Source organism: Streptomyces griseoluteus (assembly GCF_004784465.1).
In the GTDB taxonomy this organism is placed as follows: Bacteria; Actinomycetota; Actinomycetes; order Streptomycetales; family Streptomycetaceae; genus Streptomyces; species Streptomyces griseoluteus.
The window spans coordinates 221,773-246,791 of the sequence record NZ_SRRU01000010.1 but is presented as its reverse complement, the minus strand read 5'-3'; the positions used below and the strand labels follow the sequence as shown (position 1 = coordinate 246,791).

At 70.7% G+C, this 25,019-nt stretch carries 21 protein-coding genes; 12 read left to right on the top strand and 9 right to left on the bottom strand.

The genetic code is table 11. The features are described from left to right. Positions 1-378 precede the first annotated feature (378 nt). Positions 379-1,182, top strand: coding sequence for an endonuclease I family protein (locus tag E5082_RS26330; RefSeq protein ID WP_135793731.1), 804 nt, complete (start codon positions 379-381; stop codon positions 1,180-1,182). Positions 1,183-1,252: 70 nt separating this feature from the next. On the opposite strand, the gene E5082_RS26325 is transcribed toward E5082_RS26330, so the two are convergent. Genes E5082_RS26325 through E5082_RS26315 form a run of 3 tightly spaced genes read right to left on the bottom strand, consistent with a single transcriptional unit; the run spans position 1,253 to position 5,432 of the window. Then, on the bottom strand, positions 1,253-2,938 hold the full coding sequence (locus tag E5082_RS26325; RefSeq protein ID WP_135793730.1) for a thiamine pyrophosphate-binding protein: 1,686 nt from the start codon (positions 2,936-2,938) through the stop codon (positions 1,253-1,255). Positions 2,939-2,943: 5 nt separating this feature from the next. Continuing rightward, a complete protein-coding gene (gene speB, locus E5082_RS26320; protein ID WP_086691293.1) occupies positions 2,944-3,915 on the bottom strand; it encodes an agmatinase in 972 nt (323 codons plus the stop codon). 56 nt (positions 3,916-3,971) lie between these two features. Beyond that, positions 3,972-5,432: a sodium:solute symporter family protein gene (locus E5082_RS26315; RefSeq protein WP_135793729.1), complete on the bottom strand. Its 1,461-nt coding sequence runs from the start codon at positions 5,430-5,432 to the stop codon at positions 3,972-3,974. Between the two features lie 196 nt (positions 5,433-5,628). Here E5082_RS26315 and E5082_RS26310 point away from each other — a divergent pair, with 196 nt between their 5' ends. Beyond that, positions 5,629-7,161: a PucR family transcriptional regulator gene (locus tag E5082_RS26310; RefSeq protein ID WP_135793728.1), complete on the top strand. Its 1,533-nt coding sequence runs from the start codon at positions 5,629-5,631 to the stop codon at positions 7,159-7,161. Positions 7,162-7,231: 70 nt separating this feature from the next. Beyond that, entirely contained in the window at positions 7,232-8,020 is a 789-nt protein-coding gene (locus E5082_RS26305; protein ID WP_086691296.1) for a phosphatase, read from the top strand. A gap of 70 nt (positions 8,021-8,090) precedes the next feature. Here E5082_RS26305 and E5082_RS26300 read toward each other — a convergent pair whose 3' ends face one another. From E5082_RS26300 to E5082_RS26280, 5 genes are all read right to left on the bottom strand, one after another. Next, positions 8,091-8,612, bottom strand: coding sequence for a hypothetical protein (locus E5082_RS26300; RefSeq protein WP_135793727.1), 522 nt, complete (start codon positions 8,610-8,612; stop codon positions 8,091-8,093). Between the two features lie 399 nt (positions 8,613-9,011). After that, positions 9,012-9,878, bottom strand: a complete 867-nt coding sequence (gene tesB / locus E5082_RS26295; RefSeq protein ID WP_135793726.1) for an acyl-CoA thioesterase II — start codon at positions 9,876-9,878, stop codon at positions 9,012-9,014. Between the two features lie 36 nt (positions 9,879-9,914). Continuing rightward, entirely contained in the window at positions 9,915-11,072 is a 1,158-nt protein-coding gene (locus tag E5082_RS26290; RefSeq protein ID WP_135793725.1) for an acyl-CoA dehydrogenase family protein, read from the bottom strand. A 122-nt stretch (positions 11,073-11,194) separates the two neighbouring features. Further along, entirely contained in the window at positions 11,195-11,770 is a 576-nt protein-coding gene (locus E5082_RS26285; protein WP_135793724.1) for a Uma2 family endonuclease, read from the bottom strand. A gap of 39 nt (positions 11,771-11,809) precedes the next feature. Next, complete coding sequence (locus E5082_RS26280; protein WP_135793723.1) at positions 11,810-12,406, bottom strand: SACE_7040 family transcriptional regulator; 597 nt, start codon at positions 12,404-12,406, stop codon at positions 11,810-11,812. A gap of 86 nt (positions 12,407-12,492) precedes the next feature. Here E5082_RS26280 and E5082_RS26275 point away from each other — a divergent pair, with 86 nt between their 5' ends. The 9 genes from E5082_RS26275 (at position 12,493) to E5082_RS26235 (ending at position 23,753) form a co-directional block, all read left to right on the top strand. Beyond that, positions 12,493-14,109: a carboxyl transferase domain-containing protein gene (locus E5082_RS26275; protein ID WP_135793722.1), complete on the top strand. Its 1,617-nt coding sequence runs from the start codon at positions 12,493-12,495 to the stop codon at positions 14,107-14,109. A 15-nt stretch (positions 14,110-14,124) separates the two neighbouring features. Beyond that, positions 14,125-16,059 carry an acetyl-CoA carboxylase biotin carboxylase subunit gene (locus E5082_RS26270; protein ID WP_135793721.1) on the top strand — a complete coding sequence of 645 codons (1,935 nt, stop codon included), beginning with the start codon at positions 14,125-14,127 and terminating at the stop codon, positions 16,057-16,059. Continuing rightward, positions 16,060-17,010 (top strand): hydroxymethylglutaryl-CoA lyase, encoded by a 951-nt coding sequence (locus E5082_RS26265; RefSeq protein ID WP_135793720.1) that lies wholly within the window; start codon positions 16,060-16,062, stop codon positions 17,008-17,010. Between the two features lie 5 nt (positions 17,011-17,015). Then, positions 17,016-18,176 (top strand): acyl-CoA dehydrogenase family protein, encoded by a 1,161-nt coding sequence (locus tag E5082_RS26260; protein ID WP_086694271.1) that lies wholly within the window; start codon positions 17,016-17,018, stop codon positions 18,174-18,176. Between the two features lie 249 nt (positions 18,177-18,425). Further along, positions 18,426-18,881: a hypothetical protein gene (locus E5082_RS26255; RefSeq protein ID WP_229918966.1), complete on the top strand. Its 456-nt coding sequence runs from the start codon at positions 18,426-18,428 to the stop codon at positions 18,879-18,881. 105 nt (positions 18,882-18,986) lie between these two features. Continuing rightward, positions 18,987-20,033 carry an ABC transporter substrate-binding protein gene (locus E5082_RS26250; RefSeq protein WP_135793719.1) on the top strand — a complete coding sequence of 349 codons (1,047 nt, stop codon included), beginning with the start codon at positions 18,987-18,989 and terminating at the stop codon, positions 20,031-20,033. A 42-nt stretch (positions 20,034-20,075) separates the two neighbouring features. Further along, the gene (locus tag E5082_RS26245) at positions 20,076-20,921 is read left to right on the top strand and encodes a siderophore-interacting protein (RefSeq protein WP_135793718.1); all 846 of its coding nucleotides are present in this window, start codon (positions 20,076-20,078) and stop codon (positions 20,919-20,921) included. Between the two features lie 131 nt (positions 20,922-21,052). Next, positions 21,053-22,495 (top strand): lysine decarboxylase DesA, encoded by a 1,443-nt coding sequence (gene desA, locus E5082_RS26240; RefSeq protein WP_135793717.1) that lies wholly within the window; start codon positions 21,053-21,055, stop codon positions 22,493-22,495. After that, positions 22,479-23,753 (top strand): lysine N(6)-hydroxylase/L-ornithine N(5)-oxygenase family protein, encoded by a 1,275-nt coding sequence (locus tag E5082_RS26235; RefSeq protein ID WP_190045378.1) that lies wholly within the window; start codon positions 22,479-22,481, stop codon positions 23,751-23,753. Before desA ends, E5082_RS26235 begins: the two co-directional genes overlap by 17 nt. Here E5082_RS26235 and E5082_RS26230 read toward each other — a convergent pair. Next, a complete protein-coding gene (locus E5082_RS26230) occupies positions 23,708-24,967 on the bottom strand; it encodes an RNA-guided endonuclease InsQ/TnpB family protein (protein ID WP_229918967.1) in 1,260 nt (419 codons plus the stop codon). The two genes, E5082_RS26235 and E5082_RS26230, sit on opposite strands and share 46 nt — an antisense overlap. Positions 24,968-25,019: the final 52 nt, after the last annotated feature.

Genomic DNA, 25,019 nt, shown 5'->3' with positions numbered 1-25,019 from the left:
GCGACCTCACGGAACATATCCCTTGAAGGCCACCGCGAACAGCCGATCGGGTGATCAGCTCGCACCCACGTGCGTCGGCGCGCACCTGCGCAGCACCGCCGGAGGGCCGACACCGACGGGCCGAGGGACGCTGGGGCCTTCGTCAGGTCCGCCTCCAGGGTTTCCGGGGTCGTGGAGGCCCCCGGCGCGCCGGAGGCCTCCCCCAAGGCCGCGCCGTCCGGGCGGGCGGGTCGGCCACCGTCGCGTCGGACAACGCTCATGACAGGCAACGTGCGGGGTCTCGACACACAACGGTCACGTCCTCTTCACCGCCATTTACGCATGTCCATGTCACGCTCTGGTTGTCGACTCAATCAACTCGCGTAGATCGGCCCCCACATGCCCGTGACGCACATACACCGCTGGAAGGCTCCGGCACTGGCCGTCTCGGCCCTGCTCGTCGGCCTGACCATGCCCACGGCGATCGCCTCCCCGGCGAGCGCGACGACGACCTCGTACGACACCACGTACTACAAGAACGCCGTCGGCAAGACGGGTGCGAGCCTCAAGTCCTCGCTGCACACCATCATCAGCAGCCAGAGCAAGATCTCGTACTCGGCGGTCTGGGACGCGCTGAAGGTCACCGACCAGGACCCGAACAACAGCAGCAACGTGATCCTGCTCTACAGCGGCGTCTCACGCGCCAAGGCCCTCAATGGCGGCAGCACCGGCGACTGGAACCGCGAGCACGTGTGGGCCAAGTCGCACGGCGACTTCGGCGAGGTGACCGGTCCCGGCACCGACCTGCACCACCTGCGCCCCGCGGACGTACAGGTCAACAGCGTCCGTGGCAACAAGGACTTCGACGACGGCGGCAGCGCGGTCAGCGGCGGGGGCGGCAGCCTCACCGACTCGGACTCCTTCGAGCCGCGCGACGCGGACAAGGGCGACGTGGCCCGCATGATCCTCTACATGGCGGTCCGCTACGACGGGGGCGACGGCTTCGCCGACCTGGAGCCCAACGAGAAGGTCGGCAACGGCAGCAACCCGTACATCGGCAGACTGTCGGTCCTCAAGCAGTGGAACGACGAGGACCCGCCGAGCGCCTTCGAGGAAAAGCGCAACCAGGTCATCTACGACACCTACCAGCACAACCGCAACCCGTTCATCGACCACCCGGAGTGGGTCGACGCGATCTGGTAGACGCAGCACAGCGGTGAACCTGCCCCCGCACGGGGGAAGTTCACCGCTGTCCGGCGTCCGGCGCGGCCGGTCAGCCCAGGTGGGTCGGCGCGAACATCCGCAGGACCGCGGGGAGCACGACCACCGAAGGGCCGGGCGTCGCCAGCGCCTTCGTCAGGTCCGCCTCCAGGGTCTCGGGGCTCGTGCGCACGCCCGGCACCCCGAAGGACTCGGCCAGCGCCACGTAGTCCGGGCGGGTCAGTTCCGTCGCCGTGGCCTGGCCGAAGGCATCCGTCATGTACTCGCGGAGGATGCCGTAGCCCCCGTCGTCCACGATCAGCCAGGTGACCGGCAGGTCGTACTGACGGGCCGTGGCCAGCTCGGCGATCGAGTACAGGGCGCCCCCGTCGCCGGAGACCGCGAGGACCGGGCGGCTCGGGTCGGCCGCCGCCGCGCCGAGTGCCGCCGGGAAGCCGTAGCCGAGGCCGCCGGCGCCCTGGGCGGAGTGCATGGTGTTGACGCCGCGCGGGTCGAAGGCGGACCAGGCCCAGTAGGCGAGGATCGTCATGTCCCAGAAGGACGGCGAGCCGGCCGGGAGCGCCCGGCGCACGGACGCCAACACGTCCTGCTCCAGCGTGAGTTCCTGCCCGGCGATCCGGTCGGCGATACGGCCGAGCACGTCCCGCACCCGCTCCGGCGCCGTGACGTCGGTCCGCTCGGACACCGTCTCCAGCAGCGCCTGGAGCGCGAGGCGGGCGTCCGCGTGGATGCCCAGCGCCGGGTGGTTGGACTCCAGCTTGCCGAGGTCGGCCTCGATCTGGACGACCCGGCCACGGGGCTTGAACGTGTGGTAGTTCGAGGAGAGTTCACCGAGCCCCGACCCGACCACCAGCAGGACGTCCGCGTCCTCCAGCAGGTCGGTCATGTGCCGGTCCTCCAGCCAGGACTGGAGGGACAGCGGGTGTTCCCAGGGGAAGGCGCCCTTGCCGCCGAAGGTGGTCACCACGGGGGCGTCCAGCTTCTCCGCCAGCTGCAGCAGCTTGCCCGAGGCGTCGGACCGTACGACTCCCCCGCCCGCGATGATCGCGGGACGCTGAGCACGGGACAGCAGGTCCGCTGCCACCGCCGTGAGTTCGACGCGCGGGACGAGTTCCTCCGGGGTCGCGTCCGGGGCCGTCACCACCGGCAGCGAGGTCTCCGCCAGCAGCACGTCCTGCGGGATCTCCACCCACACCGGCCCGTGCGGAGCGGTCAGCGCGGACCGCCAGGCCTCCGCGACGGCCGACGGGATCTGCGACTGCGAGCGGACCGTGTGAACCGACTTCACGATCCCCCGGAACGACGCCGCCTGATCCGGGAGTTCGTGCAGATAACCGTGTCGGCCACCACCGAGCCCCGCCGTGGGGATCTGGCTGCTGATCGCCAGCACGGGCGCGGAGGCCGCGGCCGCCTCCTGCAGCGCGGCCAGCGAGGTCAGCGCGCCCGGCCCGGTGGAGAGCAGCAGCGGCGCCGCCTCCCCCGTGATCCGGCCGTACGCGTCCGCCGCGAAGCCCGCGTTGTTCTCCACCCGCAGGCCGATGTAGCGCAGCGAGGAGCGGCGCAGCGCGTCGAACATGCCGAGCGCGTGCTGGCCGGGCAGTCCGAAGACGGCCGTCGCGCCGAGCCCGGCCAGCGTCTCCACGACCAGGTCGCCGCCGTTGCGCCCCGGCGGGGGATTCAGGGCCGCCTCCGTCTGCGCCTCGGTCGGGCGGAGTTCCAGGTCGTGGTCGTGCGTCACGTCGCTTACGCGTCCTTCCGGGCCGCCGCGATCTGACGGCTCATGATGGTGGTGAGTTCGTACGCCGTGTGCGAGGCCGCGACCGAGGTGATCTCGGCGTGGTCGTACGCCGGGGCGACCTCGACCACGTCCGCCGAGACCAGGTTGCACGAGGCGAGCCCGCGCAGGATCTCCAGCAGCTCGCGGGAGGTCATGCCGCCCGCCTCGGGGGTGCCGGTGCCGGGGGCGTGGGCCGGGTCGAGGCAGTCGATGTCGATGGAGATGTACAGCGGGCGGTCCCCGATGCGCTGGCGGAGCTGGTCGGCGACCTCGTCCGCGCCCCGGCGGTAGACGTCGGCCGAGGTGACGATGCCGAAGCCCATCTTCTCGTCGTCGGTGAGGTCCTGCTTGCCGTACAGCGGGCCCCGGGTGCCGACGTGGGACAGCGCCTCGGTGTCGAGGATGCCCTCCTCCACCGCGCGGCGGAACGGCGTGCCGTGGGTGTACTCGGCGCCGAAGTACGTGTCCCAGGTGTCGAGGTGCGCGTCGAAGTGCAGCAGCGCGACCGGGCCGTGCTTCTTGGCGACGCTTCGCAGCAGCGGCAGCGCGATGGTGTGGTCGCCGCCCAGGGTCATCAGGCGGGCGCCGGTGCCGAGCAGGTCGTCGGCGGCGGCCTCGATGGTGTCGACGGCCTCGTTGATGTTGAACGGGTTCACCGCGATGTCGCCGCCGTCCGCGACCTGCGCGAGGGCGAAGGGGGAGGCGTCCTGCGCGGGGTTGTACGGGCGCAGCAGCCGGGACGCCTCGCGGATGGCGTTGCCGCCGAAGCGGGCGCCCGGCCGGTACGAGACGCCGGAGTCGAACGGCACGCCGACCACGGCGACGTCGGCGCGGCCGACCTCGTCCAGCCGGGGCAGCCGGGCGAAGGTCGCGGGGCCCGCGTAGCGCGGGACGCGGGAGGAGTCGACGGGTCCGCGGGGCGTCTCGGAGCTGCTCATCGTGAAATGCCTTCTTCCTTGCGCTTAGTCGCGCATGTACTGCTTTCCGTACGACTCTACTGGGGAGCCGGGACCGGTTCGGACGGGAGTTCGGGGGACTTGCCGGCGAGGCGGTCGCGCCAGACGGCGAGGACGCGTTCGTCGGTGGGCCTGGTGGCCAGGGAGACCGCCAGGTAGGCGGCGAGGGAGGCGAGCAGGCCGTAGTAGACGGGCTCGTTGGCGAGGATGCCGTAGCCCGCCATCAGGCCGATCACCGCGAGGCCGCCGACGATCACGGCAGCGAGCGCGCCCTGCACGGTGCCGCGCTTCCACAGCAGCCCGCCGAGGATCGGCACCAGCAGGCCGCCGACGAGCAGGTTGTACGCGACGGTCAGCGCCTCGACCACGTTGTTCAGCGCGATGGCGGTGCCGATCACGGCGATGCCCATGATCAGGATGAAGACGCGGTTGCCCTTCACCTCGTCGTGCTCCTCGCCACCGGGGCGGACGATGCCCCGCAGCCGGGACCAGATGTCGTTGTTGGCGACGGTCGCGCAGGCGATCAGGGCGCCGGAGGAGGTGGACATCACGGCGGCGAGGGCGGCGGCCAGCACCAGACCCCGGACGCCGATGGGGAGTTCGTCCTTGACGATGGTGGCGAACGCGTCGTCCGGGCTGGCGAGCTTGGGGTAGAGCACCTTGGCGGCGGTGCCGATGACCGAGCCGGCCACCGCGTAGACCAGGCAGTACGTGCCCGACGCGGTGCCGCCCCACTTGGCGGTGCGGTCGTCGCGGGCGGTGAACACGCGCTGCCAGATGTCCTGGCCGATCAGCATGCCGAAGGTGTAGATCAGCACGTAGGTGAAGATCGTCTCGCCGCCGATGCCCAGCGGGTCGAAGTACGAGGTGGGCAGCTTGGCCCGCATCTCCGAGAAGCCGCCCGCCTTGACCACGGCGATGGGCAGCAGCAGGAGCAGCACGCCGATCGTCTTCACCACGAACTGCACCATGTCGGTGAGCGTGATCGACCACATGCCGCCGAGGGTGGAGTACGCGACGACGATCGATCCGCCGAGGACGATCGCCAGGGTGCGGTTCATGTCGAACAGCACGTCGAAGATCGTGGCGTAGGCGATGGTCGAGGTGACCGCCAGCATCAGGGTGTACGCCCACATGACCACGCCGGAGATGACCCCGGCCCGGCCGCCGTAGCGCAGGTCCAGCATCTCGGAGACGGTGTAGACCTTCAGCCGGGCGATGCGGGCCGAGAAGAACACCGACAGGGCGAGCAGGCCGAGGCCGATGGTGAAGACCATCCAGGCGCCGGAGAGGCCGTACTTGTAGCCGAGGCCGACTCCGCCGATGGTGGACGCGCCGCCGAGCACGATGGCGGCCATGGTGCCGGAGTACATGGCCGGGCCCAGTCTGCGGCCGGCCACCAGGAACTCGCTCTTGGACTTGGCGCGGCGCATGCCCCACCAGCCCATGGCCAGCATCCCGGCGAGATAGACGACGATCACTGTGTAGTCGACGGCCATGGGCTGGGGCCCTCCTTCGCGCGCTTGTCCGGTGGCGTGTCGTGCTGTGGCGTGGGGGTGTCGACGGCAGCGGTTCGCGGGGACATCCGCCCGTACCCGCGGCTGCCGTTCCGCCTAGACGATAGGTGGCCGGAAAGCGACTGCGAAGTGTACGTTTCATCCATATGAACGGGGCGGACAGGAGGATGTGCACACCATGTCGGAGCCGACCGCCCCGTCCGTCCCGCCGACCCCGCCCGTGCCGCTCTCCGCGCTGCTGGCCCGCGAGGACCTGGGCCTGCGCCAGATCGCCGGTCCCCCGGCCCCGGACACCGTGATCCACTGGGCGCACACCTCGGAGATGGCGGACCCGTACCCCTATCTGCTGGGCGGCGAGCTGCTGCTGACGGCCGGGGTGCATGTGCCGGAGGCGGCGGGGGCCGAGGGGGGCGCCCCCTGCTCGAGCGAAGTCGAGAGCTCGGGGGACTATTTCGCGGACTACGTGTCGCGGATCGTCGCGGCGGGGGGTGCCGCACTCGGCTTCGGGCTGGCCCCGGTGCACGACACGGTGCCGCGCGCGCTGGTCGCCGCGTGTGAGGCGTACGGGCTGCCGCTGCTGGAGGTGCCGCCCCGGACCACGTTCTCCGGGGTGGCCCGCGCGGTGTGGCAGCTCATGGCGCAGGCCCGCCTCGCCGAGCTGCGCCGGGTCACGGAGGCCCAGCAGAGCCTCGCGGCCGCCGCCTCCCGCCCCGACCCGGTCCCCTCGGTCCTGCGCCAGCTCGCCCAGCGCCTTGCCGCCCACGCCCTCCTGTACGCCCCCGACGGCACGGCGATCGCGAGCGCGGGCCGCGCGCCGGTACCGGGGACGCAGGAGGCGTTGCGGAAGCTGACGGCGGTGGTACGGCCGGGCACCGGCCCGGAGAACACCCCCAGGGACGCCCCCACCTCCGCCACCGACTCCCTCGGCGACACCCAGCTCGCCGCCTACGCCCTGGGCGGCAGCAGCGGGTTCGTGCTCGGCGTGGCCACCCGGCGGCGCGAGCCGGCCGACCACACCATCGCCTCCGTCGCCGCCGTACTGCTCTCCCTGCTGACCGGCGAGCACCAGAGCGGGGCGGGCGCGGCCCGCTCCTCGGCGCTGGTGCGGCTGCTGCTGGGCGCGGCCCCGGCGGAGGTGGCCGGGCTGCTGGGGAGTGGCGGGCGGTGGCTGGTGGTGCACGCCCGCCCGGAGAACGGCACCCCCGACCCCGTCGGCGCGGCCGCCCTCGGCACGGCGCTCGGCTCACCCCTGATCGACCTGGGCCGGGACGTCGTACGCGTCCTCGTGCCCGCCGGGCGGGAGCCGGCCGCGCAGCCCGGCTGGACGCTGGGCGTCGGCGCGCCCGCCGAGCCCGACGGCTGGCCGTCGGCCGACGCGCAGGCCGCCCGCGCGCTGGCCCGCGCCCGAGCCACCCGCGCCCCGCTGGTCCGGCACGGCGCCCGGCCGGGGCTGAGTGAGCTGGTGCCGCGCGCGGACGCCGAGGAGCACGCGCGGGCCCTCCTCGCCCCGCTCGCGGCGGGCCCGGCGCTCACCGAGACCCTGCGCACCTGGCTCTCCCTGCACGGGAGTTGGGACCGTACGGCGGTCGCGCTGGACGTGCACCGCAACACCGTCCGCCAGCGCATCGCGCGCTGCGCCGCCCTCCTCGACACGGACCTGGACGATCCGGACGTCCGCATGGAGCTGTGGTTCGCCCTGCGCCACCACTGAGCCACCGGGGTCCCCCGTAAGAGGGGCGTCCCGGAGACGGCGGATCGTTCGCTGCCCCACAATGGGGGGCATGCCGATATCCGGGACGCCCAGCCGTGCTCAACTCGTCGACCATCTGGTGAGAACGCGGATCGCGGGGGACGTGGCGACACCTCGCGAGAACAACCTCTCCCACTACCGCAGGCTGGCCAACGGCGACCGGCATTTCTGGCTCGGCCTGGAGCTGGGCGACCGCTGGACCGACGAGCAGGACGTGCTCGCGGTGATGGCCGAGCGGGTCGGCGTGAACGACGACGCCGAGCACCGGTACGGGCAGGACACCATCGACCCGGAGCTGACCGTCGCCGCGCTGGAGCGACTCGCACTGCGGCTGCGCAAGGCGGCCGAGGACAGCCAGCGGGTGCTGTTCGCCACCGGGCATCCGGGCGGCCTGCTGGACGTGCACCGGGCCACCGCCGCCGCGCTGCGCGCCGCCGGCTGCGAGATCGTCGTCATCCCGGAGCGGCTGCAGACCGACGAGGGGTACGTCATGCAGTTCGCCGACGTGGCCGTCCTGGAGCACGGCGCCACCCTCTGGCACACCCACTCCGGGGAGCCGATGCGCGCGATCCTCACCGGACTCGAGCGCGAGGGCCGTGAGCTGCCGGACCTCGTCGTGGCCGACCACGGCTGGGCCGGGTACGCGGCGCAGCACGGCGTCGACGCGGCCGGATACGCCGACTGCAACGACCCGGCGCTGTTCCTCGCCGAGGCCGAGGGCACCCTGCAGGTGGCGGTCCCGCTGGACGACCACGTGGTCAGCCCCCGCCATTACGACCCGATGACGGCGTATCTGCTCGACCAGGCCGGACTCGTCTGACCTCGCCCCCCGACGCGGGAGTGCGACCCCCTCGGGGGCCGCACGTCTCGCTCAGATCGCGGTGTTGTTGTCAGTGACCGCCGCCACCGTGACCGCCACCACCATGGCCGCCGCCACCGTGACCGCCACCGCCATGACCGCCGCCACCGTGACCGCCGCCGCCATGACCGCCACCGCCGTGACCGCCGCCACCGTGGCCGCCGCCGTAGCCGCCACCGTGATCGCCGCCGTAGCCGCCGTGACCGTAACCGCCGTGACCGTAGCCACCGTGGCCGTAACCGCCGTGACCGTAGCCACCGTGGCCGTAACCGCCGTGGCCGTAACCGCCGTGACCGTAGCCACCCCAGTAGTTGTCGTAGTCACCCCAGTTCCAGTTGTTGTGACGACCCCAACCCCAGTCGTCGTCGTTCCACCAGCCGCGGTCGTTGTCGTACCCGTTGTGGTGACCGCCCCGGTAGTCCCTGTCGTAGGAGCTGTGGTTGCCGTTCTGGGTCGCCGAAGCGGTGCCCGCGGCGCCCACCGCTGCTCCGCCGGCCAGCAGAAGGCCCGTGGCGGACAGGGCGACAAGACGCCTCGCGCGCGTTGATCGCATGAGAAATTACCTTCCATCTCCATCGTCTCTCGCGATCCCGATCTGGGTGCGAGGTGGATGGCCGTCACCGCGAAGAGGAAGATTGCGGCACGGTCTTCAGGTGTCACCGCAGTGCGCTGAACGGCACGGTCCTGCTCCGCCGACGCCTCGCAGACCACCCGTACGCGTCTACGCCATCAGGTGCTGCGGCTGAGGTCCCGAAGCCGGAAACCTCGTCACCGGGCATGCCGTGTGCTGCGGCTTTCACTCATGAAGCCTAGTCCCGGATGCGTCGCGCGTCCTGTTGAGCGGTCTACTGAGTGACGGGTTGTCCCGGATGCCCCCCGCACGGCGCGGGCGCCCCCGCAAGCGAGGGCGCCGGGGCGGGCAACCCCGGCGCCGGACAAGGGAGATGACGCCTCAGCGCGGGACGCGGACCACGCCCTCCTGGACGACCGAGATGGCGAGTGCGCCGTCCCGCGTGTAGATCCGGGCCTGGCCCAGGCCCCGGCCGCCGTGGGCGGAGGGGGACTCCTGGTCGTACAGGAGCCACTCGTCGGCACGGAAGGGGCGGTGGAACCACATCGCGTGGTCCAGGGAGGCCCCGACCACGTCCCCGACGGCCCAGCCGCCGCGCCCGTGGGCGAGCAGCACCGAGTCGAGCAGGGTCATGTCGGAGACGTAGGTGGCGAGGACGACGTGCAGCAGGGGGTCGTCGTCCAGCTTGCCGTTGGCGCGGAACCAGACCTGGCTGTGCGGCTCGCGCGGAGCGCCGAACTCCCCGTACGGCGGCTCGTCCACGTACCGCAGATCGATCGCCTCGCGTGCCTCCAGGAAGCGCTCGACGACCTCGGGGTCGAGGTGGGCGTAGCCGCGCAGGCGCTCCTGGGACGTCGGCAGGGTGGCCGGGTCGGGCGCCTGGGGCATGGGGGCCTGGTGGTCGAGGCCGTCCTCGTACGCCTGGAAGGAGGCGGAGAGGTGGAAGATCGGCTTGCCGTGCTGGACGGCGACCACGCGGCGGGTGGTGAAGGAGCGGCCGTCGCGGATGCGGTCGACGCTGTAGACGATCGGCGCCCCGGGGTCGCCGGTGCGCAGGAAGTACGCGTGCAGCGAGTGGGCGGCGCGGTCGGCGGGGACCGTACGCCCCGCCGCGACCAGCGCCTGCGCGGCGACCTGGCCGCCGAAGACGCGGGGGACGACGGCGGAGCGGGACTGCCCGCGATAGATGTCCTCCTCGATCCGCTCGAGGTCGAGCAGATCGAGGAGGTCCTGAAGTGCCTGGCTCATGTCGTGTGGTTGTACCGGCCAGTCATTGCGGGGGCCTTACAGGCCCATGTCCTTGGCGATGATCGACTTCATGATCTCGCTGGTGCCGCCGTAGATGCGGTTGACGCGGTTGTCCGCGTACAGGCGGGCGATGGGGTACTCGTTCATGTAGCCGTAGCCGCCGTGGAGCTGGAGGCAGCGGTCGATCACACGGTGGGCGACCTCGGTGCAGAACAGCTTGGCGGAGGCGGCCTCGGCGGGGGTCAGCTCGCCGGCGTCCAGCGCCTCGGTGGCGCGGTCGGCGACGGCCTCGGCGGCGTCCACCTCGGCCTGGCAGGCGGCCAGCTCGAACTTGGTGTTCTGGAAGTGGGCGACCGGCTTGCCGAAGACCGTACGGTCCTGCACGTACTGCTTGGCGAAGCGGACGGCGGCCTTGGCCTGGGCGTAGGCGCCGAAGGCGATGCCCCAGCGCTCGGAGGCCAGGTTGTGGCCGAGGTAGTAGAAGCCCTTGTTCTCCTCGCCGAGCAGGTCCTCGACGGGGACCTTGACGTCCACGAAGGCGAGTTCGGCGGTGTCGGAGGTCTTCAGGCCCAGCTTGTCCAGCTTGCGGCCGACGGAGTAGCCCTCGGACTTGGTGTCCACGGCGAAGAGGGAGATGCCGAACCGGCGGTCGTCCTCCTTCGGGGCGGAGGTACGGGCGCAGACGATGACCTTGTCGGCGTGCACACCGCCGGTGATGAAGGTCTTGGCGCCGTTGAGGACGTAGTGCGTGCCGTCCTCGGAGAGCTTGGCGGTGGTCTTCATGCCCGCGAGGTCCGAGCCGGTGCCGGGCTCGGTCATCGCGATGGCCCACATCTCCTCGCCGGTGACGAACTTCGGCAGGAAACGCTTCTTCTGCTCGTCCGTGGCCAGCATCTTGATGTAGGGCAGGGCGAGCAGCACGTGCACGCCGGAGCCGCCGAACTGAACACCCGCACGGGAGGTCTCCTCGTAGAGGACGGCCTCGAACTTGTGGCTGTCGAGCCCTGCGCCACCGAACTCCTCGGGCACGTTGATGCCGAAGATGCCCAGCTCGCCGAGCTTGTAGTAGAAGTCGCGCGGAGCCTGACCGGCGGCGAACCACTCGTCGTAGACCGGCACGACCTCGGACTCGATGAAGTCCCGGAGAGTCTCCCGGAACGCCTCGTGATCCTCGTTGAACACCGTACGGCGCACGCCGCCACCTCCACGTACCTCGGCATGACACAGGGCATGTCTAAGCGCTTGCTCAACCGAAGGTACCGGCGAGTACGTTCACCGTCCAGGGTGAGCTTCCCCACCCTGGACGACGACGAGGGTCAGCTGCCGGCCTTGCCGTATCGCCGGAAGTCGCCGGCGTCGATCAGCCAGGGGCCGAAGGGGACGGTGTCGCCGAAGATGTAGGCGTCCTTGCGGGCGTAGCGGCCCTTGCAGGGGTCGGAGTGGGCTTCGATCGTGCCGGTGCGCGGGTCGACGATCAGGTAGTGGGCGATGCCCATGGCGGGGTAGTCGGCCAGCTTCTCGACATAGTCGTTGTGGGGATTGGAGGGCGACACGATCTCGACGACCCCCAGCACCTGCGTCGCATCGACGGCGATGCCTTCTTCGTCGAGGGCGGCCTCGGGGATGACGACCGCGTCGGGGAGACGCATGCGTCCGATCGCCGGGTGTTCGATCTCGGGTCCGCTCGCGCAGATGTAACCGGGATGCGTGCGGAGGAGCTGTTCATCCAACTGCTTGCAGATACGGCGAACCGTGCCCTCATGACGCTTCGACGGACACATCATGGCCAGTATCGGGCCGGACGGACCGATCTCGACGCTCCAGGCTCCTTCGAGCTGCTCGGCGTAGGCGCCGAGCTCCTCGGCGATCGCGCGCATCTTCGCGTAGTCCATGAGGTCAGCGTACTGAGACGCCTCCCGCTGCGAGCCCGTTCAAGACCCCGCTGCCGCGAACGCCCCGCGCGCCATCCGGTGCAGCAGCGTCGCGGTGACCGCTCGGCCCGGCAGGGTGCCGGAGCGGCCCAGGTGGGGGGTGGAGTTGAGGAGGCCGAAGACGGAGTGGACGGCGGAGCGGGCGGCGGGTTCGGTGAGGGTGGGGTGGGCCTCGCGGACGACGCCGACCCAGAGTTCGACGTACTGGCGCTGGAGCTGGCGGACGAGCTTGCGGTCGCTGTCGCGCAGCCGGTCCAGCTCGCGGTCGTGGAGGGTGATCAGCGGGCGGTCGTCCAGGGCGAAGTCGATGTGGCCCTCGATGAGGGAGTCCAGCACCTCGGAGGCGCCGGCCTGGCTGTCCGCATCCGCCAGACGGCGGCGCGCCCCGGTGAGGAGCTGGCCGCTGATGCCCACCAGCAGCTCCGCGAGCATCGCGTCCTTGCCGGGGAAGTGCCGGTAGAGGCCGGGGCCGCTGATGCCGACCGCCGCCCCTATCTCGTCCACGCCCACGCCGTGGAACCCGCGCTCGGCGAAGAGGCGCGCGGCCTCCTTGAGGATCTGCTGGCGCCGGGTCGGGGCGTCGGTTCTGCTGGCCATGCGGGTCATTGTAGACAGCGCGGTTAGCGGTCGTTAACCTGAAGGAAATGCGTTAACGCTCATTAACAAGGTGAGGGGTTCGCAGGATGCACGAGGCACCGGAGCTGACGAGCGCGGCAGACCCCGCGTCGGAGGCCTGGCGGGCCAATGAACAGGCCCATCTCGCCCTGGGCGAGGAGCTGCGCGCCAAGCTGGCGGCCGCGGCCCTCGGCGGCGGCGAGAAGGCGCGCGCCCGGCACACCGCGCGCGGCAAGCTGCTGCCGAGGGACCGGGTGGACGCCCTGCTCGATCCCGGCTCACCCTTCCTGGAGCTGGCCCCCCTCGCGGCCGACGGGATGTACGACGGACAGGCCCCGGCGGCGGGGGTGATCGCCGGGATCGGCCGGGTCAGCGGACGCGAGTGCGTGATCGTCGCCAACGACGCGACCGTCAAGGGCGGCACGTACTACCCGATGACGGTGAAGAAGCACCTGCGCGCCCAGGAGGTGGCCCTCGACAACCGCCTGCCCTGCGTCTACCTGGTGGACTCCGGCGGCGCCTTCCTGCCCATGCAGGACGAGGTCTTCCCCGACCGCGACCACTTCGGCCGCATCTTCTACAACCAGGCCCGCATGTCCGCGGCCGGCATCCCGCAGATCGCCGCCGTCCTCGGCTCCTGCACGGCCGGCGGCGCGTACGTCCCGGCGATGAGCGACGAGGCGGTGATCGTCCGCGACCAGGGCACGATCTTCCTCGGCGGCCCCCCGCTGGTGAAGGCCGCCACCGGCGAGGTCGTCACCGCGGAGGAGCTGGGCGGCGGCGAGGTCCACTCCCGCGTCTCCGGCGTCACCGACCACCTCGCGGAGGACGACGCGCACGCACTGAGGATCGTGCGGAACATCGTCGCCACCCTCCCCGCCCGCAAGGACGCCCCCTGGGAGGTGACCCAGGCCGTCGACCCCAAGGTCGACCCCTTCGGGCTGTACGGCGCGGTCCCGGTCGACTCGCGCACCCCCTACGACGTCCGCGAGATCATCGCCCGCGTGGTGGACGGCTCGCGCTTCAGCGAGTTCAAGTCCGAGTTCGGCCAGACCCTGGTCACCGGCTTCGCCCGTATCCACGGCCACCCGGTCGGCATCGTCGCCAACAACGGCATCCTGTTCTCCGAGTCCGCCCAGAAGGGCGCGCACTTCATCGAGCTGTGCGACCAGCGCGGCATCCCGCTGGTCTTCCTCCAGAACATCTCCGGCTTCATGGTCGGCAAGGACTACGAGGCGGGCGGCATCGCCAAGCACGGCGCCAAGATGGTCACCGCCGTCGCCTGCACCCGCGTGCCGAAGCTGACGGTCGTGGTCGGCGGCTCCTACGGCGCGGGCAACTACTCGATGTGCGGCCGCGCCTACTCCCCCCGCTTCCTGTGGATGTGGCCCGGCGCCAAGATCTCCGTCATGGGCGGCGAACAGGCCGCCTCGGTGCTCGCCACCGTCAAGCGGGACCAGATGGAGGCGCGCGGCGAGGAGTGGCCCGCCGAGGACGAGGACGCCTTCAAGGCCCCGATCCGCGCGCAGTACGAGAGCCAGGGCAGCGCCTACTACGCCACCGCCCGTCTCTGGGACGACGGCGTGATCGACCCGCTCCAGACCCGTCAGGTGCTCGGACTCGCCCTGACCGCCTGTGCCAACGCGCCGCTGGGAGAGCCCCGGTTCGGCGTCTTCCGGATGTGAGAGGGAGGGGAATCCGTGTTCGACACAGTGCTGGTCGCCAACCGGGGTGAGATCGCCGTACGGGTCATCCGTACGCTCCGCGCGCTCGGCGTGCGCTCGGTGGCGGTCTTCTCCGACGCCGACGCGGACGCGCGGCACGTCCGGGAGGCCGACACGGCCGTCCGGATCGGCCCGGCCCCGGCTTCGGAGAGCTATCTGTCGGTGGAGCGGCTGCTTCAGGCCGCCGCCCGCACCGGCGCCCAGGCCGTCCACCCCGGCTACGGCTTCCTCGCCGAGAACGCCGGCTTCGCGCGCGCCTGCGAGGAGGCGGGGCTCGTCTTCATCGGGCCGTCCGCCGACGCCATCGCCCTGATGGGCGACAAGATCCGCGCCAAGGAGACGGTGCGCGCGGCCGGGGTGCCGGTCGTGCCGGGCTCCAGCGGCAGTGGGCTGACCGACGCCGAACTGGCCGGTGCCGCCCGCGAGATCGGCATGCCGGTGCTGCTGAAGCCCTCGGCGGGCGGCGGCGGCAAGGGCATGCGCCTGGTGCGGGACGAGGCCGCGCTGGCCGAGGAGATCGCGGCCGCCCGCCGCGAGGCCCGCGCCTCCTTCGGCGACGACACCCTGCTGGTGGAGCGGTGGATCGACCGCCCCCGGCACATCGAGATCCAGGTGCTCGCCGACGGCCACGGCAACGTGGTCCACCTCGGCGAGCGCGAGTGCTCGCTCCAGCGGCGCCACCAGAAGATCATCGAGGAGGCGCCCAGCGTCCTGCTCGACGAGGCGACCCGCGCGGCGATGGGCGAGGCGGCCGTGCAGGCGGCCCGCTCGTGCGGGTACCGGGGCGCGGGCACGGTGGAGTTCATCGTGCCGGGGGGCGACCCGTCCTCGTACTACTTCATGGAGATGAACACCCGCCTGCAGGTCGAGCACCCGGTGACCGAGCTGATCACCGGCCTGGACCTGGTCGAGTGGCAGCTGAGGGTGGCGTCCGGCGAGCCGCTGGGCTTCGCCCAGGAGGACGTGACGCTGACCGGGCACGCGGTGGAGGCCCGTATCTGCGCCGAGGACCCGGCGCGCGGCTTCCTCCCCTCGGGCGGAACGGTCCTGCTGCTGGCCGAGCCGCAGGGCGACGGGCTCCGCACCGACTCCGGGCTCAGCGAGGGCACCGAGGTCGGCAGCCTGTACGACCCGATGCTGTCCAAGGTGATCGCCTACGGCCCCGACCGCGCGACCGCCCTGCGCAAGCTCCGCGCGGCCCTCGCGGAGACGGTCACCCTGGGCGTCCCGACCAACGCGGGCTTCCTGCGCCGGCTGCTCGCGCACCCCGCGGTGGTGGCGGGCGAACTGGACACCGGGCTGGTGGAGCGCGCGGTGGACGACCTGATCCCGTCCGGCGTCCCGGAAGAGGTCTACGAGGCGGCGGCGGCCGTCCGCCTGGAGGAGCTGCGCCCCACGGGCGACGGCTGGGTGAACCCCTTCTCGGTGCCGGACGGCTGGCGGCTGAGCGGGAAGCCCAAGCCGGTGTCGTTCCCCCTGCGCGTGCCCGGCGAGGAACCGGTGGCGCACGCCCGGCGCGGCACCGACGCCCACGTCACCCCCGACACGGTGAGCGTCACCCTGGACGGCGTCCGCCACACCTTCCGCCGCGCGGCCGACTGGCTCGGGCGGGACGGCGACGCCTGGCAGGTGCGGGACCACGACCCGGTCGCCGCCTCGCTCAGCCGCTCCGCGCACGCGGGCGCCGACTCGCTGACCGCGCCCATGCCGGGCACGGTGACGGTGGTGAAGGTGGCCGTGGGCGACGAAGTCGAGGCCGGGCAGAGCCTGCTGGTGGTGGAGGCGATGAAGATGGAGCACGTCGTCTCCGCCCCGCACGCGGGCACGGTCGCCGAACTCGACGTGACGCCCGGCAGCACGGTCGCCATGGACCAGGTGCTGGCCGTCATCGCGCCGAGGGAGGAGGCCTAGATGAACGCCCTGCCCATGGTCGTCCCCGACCCCGGCCTGCCCACGCGGGTCCGTATCCACGAGGTGGGCGCCCGCGACGGCCTCCAGAACGAGAAGACGGCCGTACCGACCGAGGTGAAGGCGGAGTTCATCCGCCGGCTGCGCGCGGCGGGCCTGACCACGATCGAGGCGACCAGCTTCGTGCACCCCAAGTGGGTGCCCCAACTGGCCGACGCCGAGGAGCTGTTCCCCCAGGTGTCCGACGTGGACGCCGAACTCCCGGTACTGGTCCCCAACCAGCGCGGCCTGGACCGGGCTCTCGCGCTCGGAGCGCGCCGGATCGCGGTGTTCGCCAGCGCGACGGAGTCCTTCGCCAAGGCCAACCTCAACCGCACGGTGGACGAGTCGCTGGCCGTGTTCGAGCCGGTGGTACGGCAGGCCAAGGACGCAGGCGCCCATGTCCGCGGCTATGTGTCGATGTGCTTCGGCGACCCGTGGGAGGGCGAGGTACCGCTCCCCCAGGTGGTCCGGGTGTGCGCGGCCCTGAAGGACATGGGCTGCGACGAGCTGAGCCTCGGCGACACCATCGGCGTCGCCACACCGAGCCAGGTCCGCGCCCTGCTCACCCTGCTGAACGAAGCGGGCCTGCCCACGGCGGAACTCGGCGTCCATTTCCACGACACCTACGGCCAGGCCCTCGCCAACACCTACGCGGCGCTCCAGCACGGCGTCACCACCGTCGACGCCTCCGCGGGCGGCCTCGGCGGCTGCCCGTACGCCAAGTCCGCCACCGGCAACCTCGCCACCGAGGACCTGGTCTGGATGCTGCGCGGCCTCGGCATCGAGACCGGGGTCGACCTTGAGGCGCTGACCGCCACCAGCGTCTGGATGGCGGGCCACCTGGGCCGCCCGAGCGCCTCCCGCACCGTCCGCGCCCTCGGCCCCACGACCCAGCCCGACAAGGACCAGTGATCAGCATGGACCACCGCCTCAGCCCCGAGCTGGAGGAACTCCGCCGCACGGTGGAGGAGTTCGCGCACGACGTCGTGGCGCCGAAGATCGGCGACTTCTACGAGCGGCACGAGTTCCCGTACGAGATCGTCCGCGAGATGGGCCGGATGGGCCTGTTCGGGCTGCCCTTCCCCGAGGAGTACGGCGGGATGGGCGGCGACTATCTGGCGCTGGGCATCGCGCTGGAGGAGCTGGCCCGGGTGGACTCCTCGGTGGCCATCACCCTGGAGGCGGGCGTCTCGCTGGGCGCCATGCCGATCCACCTCTTCGGCACCGAGGAGCAGAAGGCCGAGTGGCTGCCCCGGCTGTGTTCGGGCGAGATCCTGGGCGCGTTCGGGCTGACCGAGCCGGACGGTGGCTCGGACGCGGGCGCTACCCGTACGACGGCCCGGCTGGACCCGGACACCGACGAATGGGTCATCAACGGCAGCAAGTGCTTCATCACCAACTCCGGCACCGACATCACCGGCCTGGTGACGGTCACCGCGGTCACCGGGCGCAAGCCGGACGGCAAGCCGCTGATCTCCGCGATCATCGTGCCCTCGGGCACACCGGGCTTCACGGTCGCCGCTCCCTACTCCAAGGTCGGGTGGAACGCCTCGGACACCCGTGAGCTGTCCTTCCAGGACGTCCGGGTCCCGGCCGCCAACCTGCTCGGCGAAGAGGGCCGCGGCTACGCGCAGTTCCTCCGCATCCTGGACGAGGGCCGCATCGCGATCGCCGCGCTGGGCACCGGGCTCGCGCAGGGCTGCGTGGACGAGTCGCTGCGCTACGCCAAGGAGCGGCACGCCTTCGGCCGGCCCATCGGCACCAACCAGGCCATCCAGTTCAAGCTGGCCGACATGGAGATGAAGGCCCACACCGCCCGCCTCGCCTGGCGCGACGCGGCGGCCCGCCTGGTGGCCGGCGAGCCGTTCAAGAAGGAGGCGGCCATCGCCAAGCTGTACTCCTCCACCGTCGCCGTCGACAACGCCCGTGACGCCACCCAGGTCCACGGCGGCTACGGCTTCATGAACGAGTACCCGGTCGCCCGCATGTGGCGGGACTCCAAGATCCTCGAAATCGGCGAGGGCACCAGCGAGGTCCAGCGCATGCTGATCGCACGGGAGTTGGGCCTTACCGGCTGAGCCATGACACGGCGCGGGGCGCAATGCGGCGCCTCGCGCCATGTCTGATCTCACATTGATTCAGTTACGGCGCAGAGGATTTGCCCCTCCTGTTAAGTTGCATGCCAGTTCCGAACATCCGTTCAAGGCCGTCCCGCTGACCAGGGAGGCCGCAGGCGCGGAGCGGGAACACGGGGAACCACATACGCACGCGACGCGATTCGGCGTACCCCCGCCCCACTGTGTGCCGACTGACGTCAAGGGGGATGCATGCATATCCGTGCGATGCCGACCGCGGCCGCGGTCCGCATCACCGCCGTTCTCGCTCTCGGTGCCGTCATCGCTGCCGGGACCGCCGCCTGCTCGACCGAGAAGACGGCCGAGCCGGACGCGATCGGTGTCGTGGAGAAGCTCCCCGACGACACGGACAAGGCCCAGTCGAAGAAGAACGCTCAGGAGTTCAGGTCCTGGGTCGAGGAGCACGGTACGGCCCAGCAGAAGTCAGCGGCCGGCCGCGTGGACCGCATCCTCGGCGAGTGGAACGACAAGACGGGCAACGCCTACATCGCCACCGACATCAACGGCGGGAAGAAGCCCGCGGCCGACCCCCAGGGCGCCGCCACCGCGATCGCCAAGGCGTTCGCGTCCTGGAAGGACTCCGACCAGGGCTACGCGTCCGTCTACGACGTGTACGGCAACGCCATGCTGACGAACTACAAGTTCTGAGACCGAGCGCGATCGTCCGCCGCCCCTGGACAATTAGCAAGGTTAGGCTAACCTTTCTCAAACCAGTCCGGCGGGCGATCAGCCCTGGTCGAAAGCAGCACACCCATGCCCCACACCCGTGCCACCCACCTCACTCGCCGCGGCATCCTCGCCGCGGGCGGCGCCCTCGGTCTCGGCGCCGTGCTCGCCGCCTGTGGTGACGACCAGGGGAAGAGCGGTGGCTCCGGGGGGCAGGCCAAGCCCGGCAGGTCCGGCGCGTGGAGCTTCAAGGACGACCGCGGCCAGACCGTGAAGCTGGACTCGGTCCCCACGAAGATCGTCGCCTTCACCGGTGTCGCCGCCGCGCTGTACGACTACGGCATCGAGGTCAAGGGCGTGTTCGGCCCGACGAAGACCAAGGACGGCAAGGCCGATGTGCAGGCCGGCGACATGGACGTCAGCAAGCTGACCGTCTTCGGCAACGTCTTCAACCAGTTCAACGTCGAGGAGTACGCGGCCTTCGGCCCGCAGGTCCTCATCACCACCACCTTCGACCCCAAGGGCACCCTCTGGTACGTGCCCCTGGAGTCCGCCGCGAAGATAGCCAAGCTGGCGCCCAGTGTCGCGGTCTCGGTCTACGACCGCCCGCTCACCGGCCCCCTCCAGCGGATGTGGGAGCTGGCCGAGTCCCTCGGCGCCGACACCAGGTCCGCGAAGATCACCGACGCCAAGAAGCGCTTCGAGGCGGCCGCGGCCCGGCTGCGCAAGGCGGCCAGGTCCCGCCCGGAGATCAAGGTGATGGCCGGCTCCGCCGCGCAGGACGCGTTCTACGTCTCCGGCACCAACCTCTCCGCGGACCTCGAGTACTTCAAGTCCCTCGGCGTGAACTTCGTCGAGCCCTCGGAGGCGGCCAAGAAGCCCACCGGCGGCTGGTTCGAGACGCTGAGCTGGGAGAACGTCGACAAGCACCCGGCCGACATCATCATCATGGACGACCGCTCCTCGGCCATCCAGCCCGCCGACATCACCAAGGCGACCTGGAAGAAGCTGCCCGCCGTGAAGGCCGGCCAGGTCATCCCCCGCTCCGCCGAGCCCATCCTGTCCTACGACAAGTGCGCCCCGCTGCTGGAGAACCTGGCCAAGGCCATCGAGACGGCCAAGAAGGTCAGCTGAACCCTGCCCGTACGACACTTTCCTGACGTTCAGGAGCCCCGCATGACGAGGGCCGTAGCCGTCCCGTTCCGTTTCTTCGCCCTCTCGGTGGCCCGGACGAGGCGGCTCGGTCCGTCTCTGCTCCGGATCACCTTCATCGGCCCCGAGCTGGCCGGGTTCCACTCGCTGGGCCGCGACCAGTCCCTCTCGTTGTTCCTGCCGCATCCCGGCCAGCGCGAGCCGGCGGTCCCGCTGGAGCTGGGCGACGACTGGTGGCACGGCTGGCGTGAACTCCCGGACGACGTGCGGGCGGTGATGCGCTCGTACACCCTGCGCGCACTGCGCCGGGACCCGGACGAGATCGACATCGACTTCGCCCTGCACGGCACCGAGCCCGGCGCTCCGGCCCCGGCCGGGCCCGCCTCCCGCTGGGCCGCCGGTGCCGCCCCGGGCGACCGGGTGCTGCTGCTCGGTCCGGCGATCGCCGACAACCGGGCCATCCGGTTCCGGGCACCGGAGGACACCGACCTGGTCGTCATCTGGGGCGACGAGACCGCCGTACCGGCCGCGACAGCCGTACTGGAGTCACTGCCGGCGTCCACCCGCGCGCTCGCCTGGCTGGAGGTGCCGCACGCCGGGGACATCCAGGACGTGCACACCGAGGCGGACGCCCGCATCACCTGGCTGGTACGGCACGAGGGCGCCCCCTCGGCCGTCCACGCGCTGCGCGCGGCCCGACTGCCCGCCCACACCAGCCCGTACGTCTGGCTCGCGGGCGAGGCCGGGCAGGTGCGGGAGCTGCGCCGGCACTTCGTCGGGGAGCGCGGCACCGACCGCCGGCGGGTGACCTTCGTCGGCTACTGGCGGCGCGGACTGACGGAGGAACAGCTCCGCGCGAGCGCCGCGTAGCCGCCGGAACCCTCCAAGGAACCTTCGTCACGGGCGCGGTGTGTTCAGCGGACGTCTATTTAGGTTAGGCTAACCTAAGTTGGAGCCGCGGAACTTCGCTTCCCCTCGTGTTTCCCCCGGAGGACCCCCTCATGCGCTCGCACCTGCTCAATGGCCTCACCGCGGAGACGTACCGCCGCTCCGTGACCGAAGGAGTAGAGCGGGTGGCGGCCAAACTCGCCACCGCCGCAAGCCCGTTCACCGGAGTGACCGTCGACGGCCTCGCTCCCCGCGTCGACTCCGTGGACCTCGACCGGCCGCTCGGCGACACCGCCGCCGCGCTGGACGAGCTGGAGGAGGTCTATCTCCGGGACGCCGTCTACTTCCACCACCCCCGCTACCTCGCCCACCTCAACTGCCCGGTCGTCATCCCGGCGGTGGTCGGCGAGGCCGTGCTCTCCGCGGTCAACTCCTCCCTGGACACCTGGGACCAGTCGGCCGGCGGCACGCTCATCGAGCGGAAACTGATCGACTGGACCAACGCCCGCATCGGGCTGGGACCCGCCGCCGACGGTGTCTTCACCTCCGGCGGCACCCAGTCCAACCTCCAGGCGCTGCTGGTGGCCCGCGAGGAGGCGAAGGCCGAGTCGTACGGCCGGCTGCGCGTCTTCACCTCCGAGGTCAGCCACTTCAGCGTGCAGAAGTCCGCCAGACTCCTCGGCCTCGGCCCCGACGCGGTCGTCGTCATCCCGGTCGACCACGACAAGCGGATGCACACCCTCGCACTCGCCCACGAGCTGGAGCGCTGCGTCCGGGACGGGCTCACCCCGATGGCCGTCGTCGCCACCGCGGGCACCACCGACTTCGGCTCCATCGACCCGCTCCCCGAGATCGCGGAACTCTGCGCGCAGTTCGGGGTGTGGATGCACGTGGACGCCGCCTACGGCTGCGGACTGCTCACCTCGCTGAAGCACCGCGACCGCATCGACGGCATCGAGCGCGCCGACTCGGTCACCGTCGACTACCACAAGTCCTTCTTCCAGCCCGTGAGTTCCTCCGCCGTGCTGGTCCGGGACGCGGCCACCCTGCGGCACGCGACCTACCACGCGGAGTACCTCAACCCGCGCCGCATGGTGCGGGAGCGCATCCCCAACCAGGTCGACAAGTCCCTCCAGACCACCCGCCGCTTCGACGCGCTCAAGCTGTGGATGACGCTGCGGGTGATGGGCGCCGACGGCATCGGCGAACTCTTCGACGAGGTCTGCGAGCTGGCGCAGGAGGGCTGGCGGCTGCTCGCCGCCGACCCACGCTACGAGGTGGTCGTGGCGCCCTCGCTGTCCACCCTGGTCTTCCGCTACCTCCCGGCGACCGTCACCGACCCCGCCGAGATCGACCGCGCCAACCTGTACGCCCGCAAGGCCCTGTTCGCCTCCGGCGACGCCGTGGTCGCGGGCACCAAGGCCGACGGCCACCACTACCTGAAGTTCACCCTGCTCAACCCCGAGACCACCGCGGCCGACATCGCCACCGTGCTCGATCTGATCGCCGGCCACGCCGAGCAGTACCTGGGAGAGTCCCTTGACCGCGCTTCCTGAAGCCAGCCCCGCCCTTGACTTCGTGGGGATCGGCCTCGGCCCCTTCAACCTCGGCCTGGCCTGCCTCACCGAGCCCATCGAGGAGCTGACCGGCGTCTTCCTCGACTCCAAGCCCGAGTTCGAGTGGCACGCCGGGATGTTCCTGGACGGCGCCCACCTCCAGACGCCCTTCATGTCGGACCTGGTCACCCTGGCCGACCCGACCTCGCCGTACTCCTTCCTCAACTACCTGAAGGAGAAGGGCCGGCTGTACTCCTTCTACATCCGGGAGAACTTCTACCCGCTGCGAGTCGAGTACGACGACTACTGCCGCTGGGCCGCCGGCAAGCTGACCAGCGTCCGCTTCGGCACCACGGTCACCGAGGTCACCTTCGAGGACGGGCTGTACGCGGTGCACACCGACGCCGGGGACACCTACCGCGCCAGGCACCTGGTCCTCGGCACCGGCACCCCGCCCTACATCCCGGAGGCGTGCGAGGGTCTGGGCGGCGACTTCATCCACAACTCCCGCTATCTGGCCCACAAGGCGGAGCTGCAGAAGAAGCGCTCCATCACCCTGGTCGGCAGCGGACAGTCGGCGGCCGAGATCTACCACGACCTCCTCAGCGAGATCGACGTCCACGGCTACCGGCTCAACTGGGTCACCCGCTCCCCGCGGTTCTTCCCGCTGGAGTACACCAAGCTCACGCTGGAGATGACCTCCCCGGAGTACATCGACTACTTCCACGCGCTCCCCGAGGACACCCGCTACCGGGTCACCGCCCAGCAGAAGGGCCTGTTCAAGGGCATCGACGGCGAGCTGATCAACGAGATCTTCGACCTGCTCTACCAGAAGAACCTCGGCGGCCCCGTCCAGACCCGGCTGCTCACCAACTCCGCGCTCACCGAAGCCACTTACCGGGACGGCACCTACACCCTCTCCCTCCGCCAGGAGGAGCAGGGCAAGGACTACGAGCTGGACAGCGAGGGCCTGGTGCTGGCCACCGGCTACCAGTACCGCGAGCCGGAGTTCCTGAAGCCGGTCCGCGATCGCCTGCGCTACGACGGCCACGGCAACTTCGACCTGGGCCGCAATTACGCCATCGACGTGACCGGCCGGGGTGTCTTCCTCCAGAACGCCGGCGTCCACACCCACAGCATCACCAGCCCCGACCTGGGCATGGGCGCCTACCGCAACGCCTACATCATCCGCGAGCTGCTCGGCTCGGAGTACTACCCGGTCGAGAAGACCATCGCCTTCCAGGAGTTCGCCGTTTGACATCCTCCCCGCCCCACTGGGGCGGGGACCCCCACAGCTCGCGCTATGGGTTTTCCTGCTTCGTCACCGACCGCCCGTCCGGAGAGTTTCCGTTGAGGTCTTACATCGGCTCCACAGGCCGACACCGTCTGCCCGACGGCCAGAAGATTCTTGGCGGCGTTGTGGTCGCGGTCGTGGCGGGTGCCACATCCGCCGCACGTCCACTCCCGGACGCCGAGCGGGAGCGATTCACACACCCGAGCGCACGTCGAGCACATCCTGCTCGATGGGAAGAAGCGATCCACGACCACCATAGTGCGCCCGTACCATGCGCACTTGTACTCCAGCATTCGCCGCAATTCAGCCCACGCCGCGTGAGCAATGGATCGCGCCAGCGACCGGTTGCCCATGAGGTTGCGTACCGGAAGGTCCTCGATCACGACCAGTTGGTTCTCCTGGACGATTCGAGTGGAGAGTTTGTGCAGAACGTCGCGCCTGCGGTGCGCGATCCGCGCATGTATCGCGGCCACCCGGCGACGAGCCTTGGTCTGGTTCTTGGACCCCGCCTTCTTCCGAGCCAGTTCTCGCTGTGCTTTGGCCAGCCGGCCGGCTTGTCTTCTTCCGCCTCCGGGGTGGGACACCTTTTCCCCGGTGGACAGGGTCACGAGGCTGCGGATACCGAAATCGACACCGACGGCCGTAGCCACTTCTCTGGGCCGCTGGGGACGATCCTCGACGAGGATGGAGACGAACCAGCGTCCTGCGGCGTCAAGGGACACCGTCACCGTTGTCGGCTGGGAATCCGTCGACAACGGCCGGGACCAGCGAATGTCCAGCGGTGTGGTCATCTTCGCAAGCGTCAGCGCACCGTCTCGCCATCTGAATGCGGACCGCGTGTACTCCGCCGCTTGCCGCGTGGCCTTCCGCGACTTGAAGCGAGGATGCCCGGACACCTTGGCGAAGAACCTGTCAAAAGCCGTACTCAGGTGACGCAGAGTCTGCTGGAGCGGCACCGAGGAAACCTGGGAGAGGTATGCGAGATCATCCTGCCTTTTCCACTCGGTCAGCATCGCGGAGGTGTCCGAGTAGCGAATGCGGCGGCGCTCCTCTTTCCAAGCGCGATCGCGCATCTCCAGCGCCAAGTTGTAGACCTTGCGTACGCAGCCGAAGGTCTGCTTGAGCTGTGTCGCCTGATCCGGCGTCGGATAAAAGCGGTATTTGAAGGCCCGCTTCACAGTGTGCCCCCCCCCACGCCTCAAAGCTAACCGACAGGAGATACCCGCCATG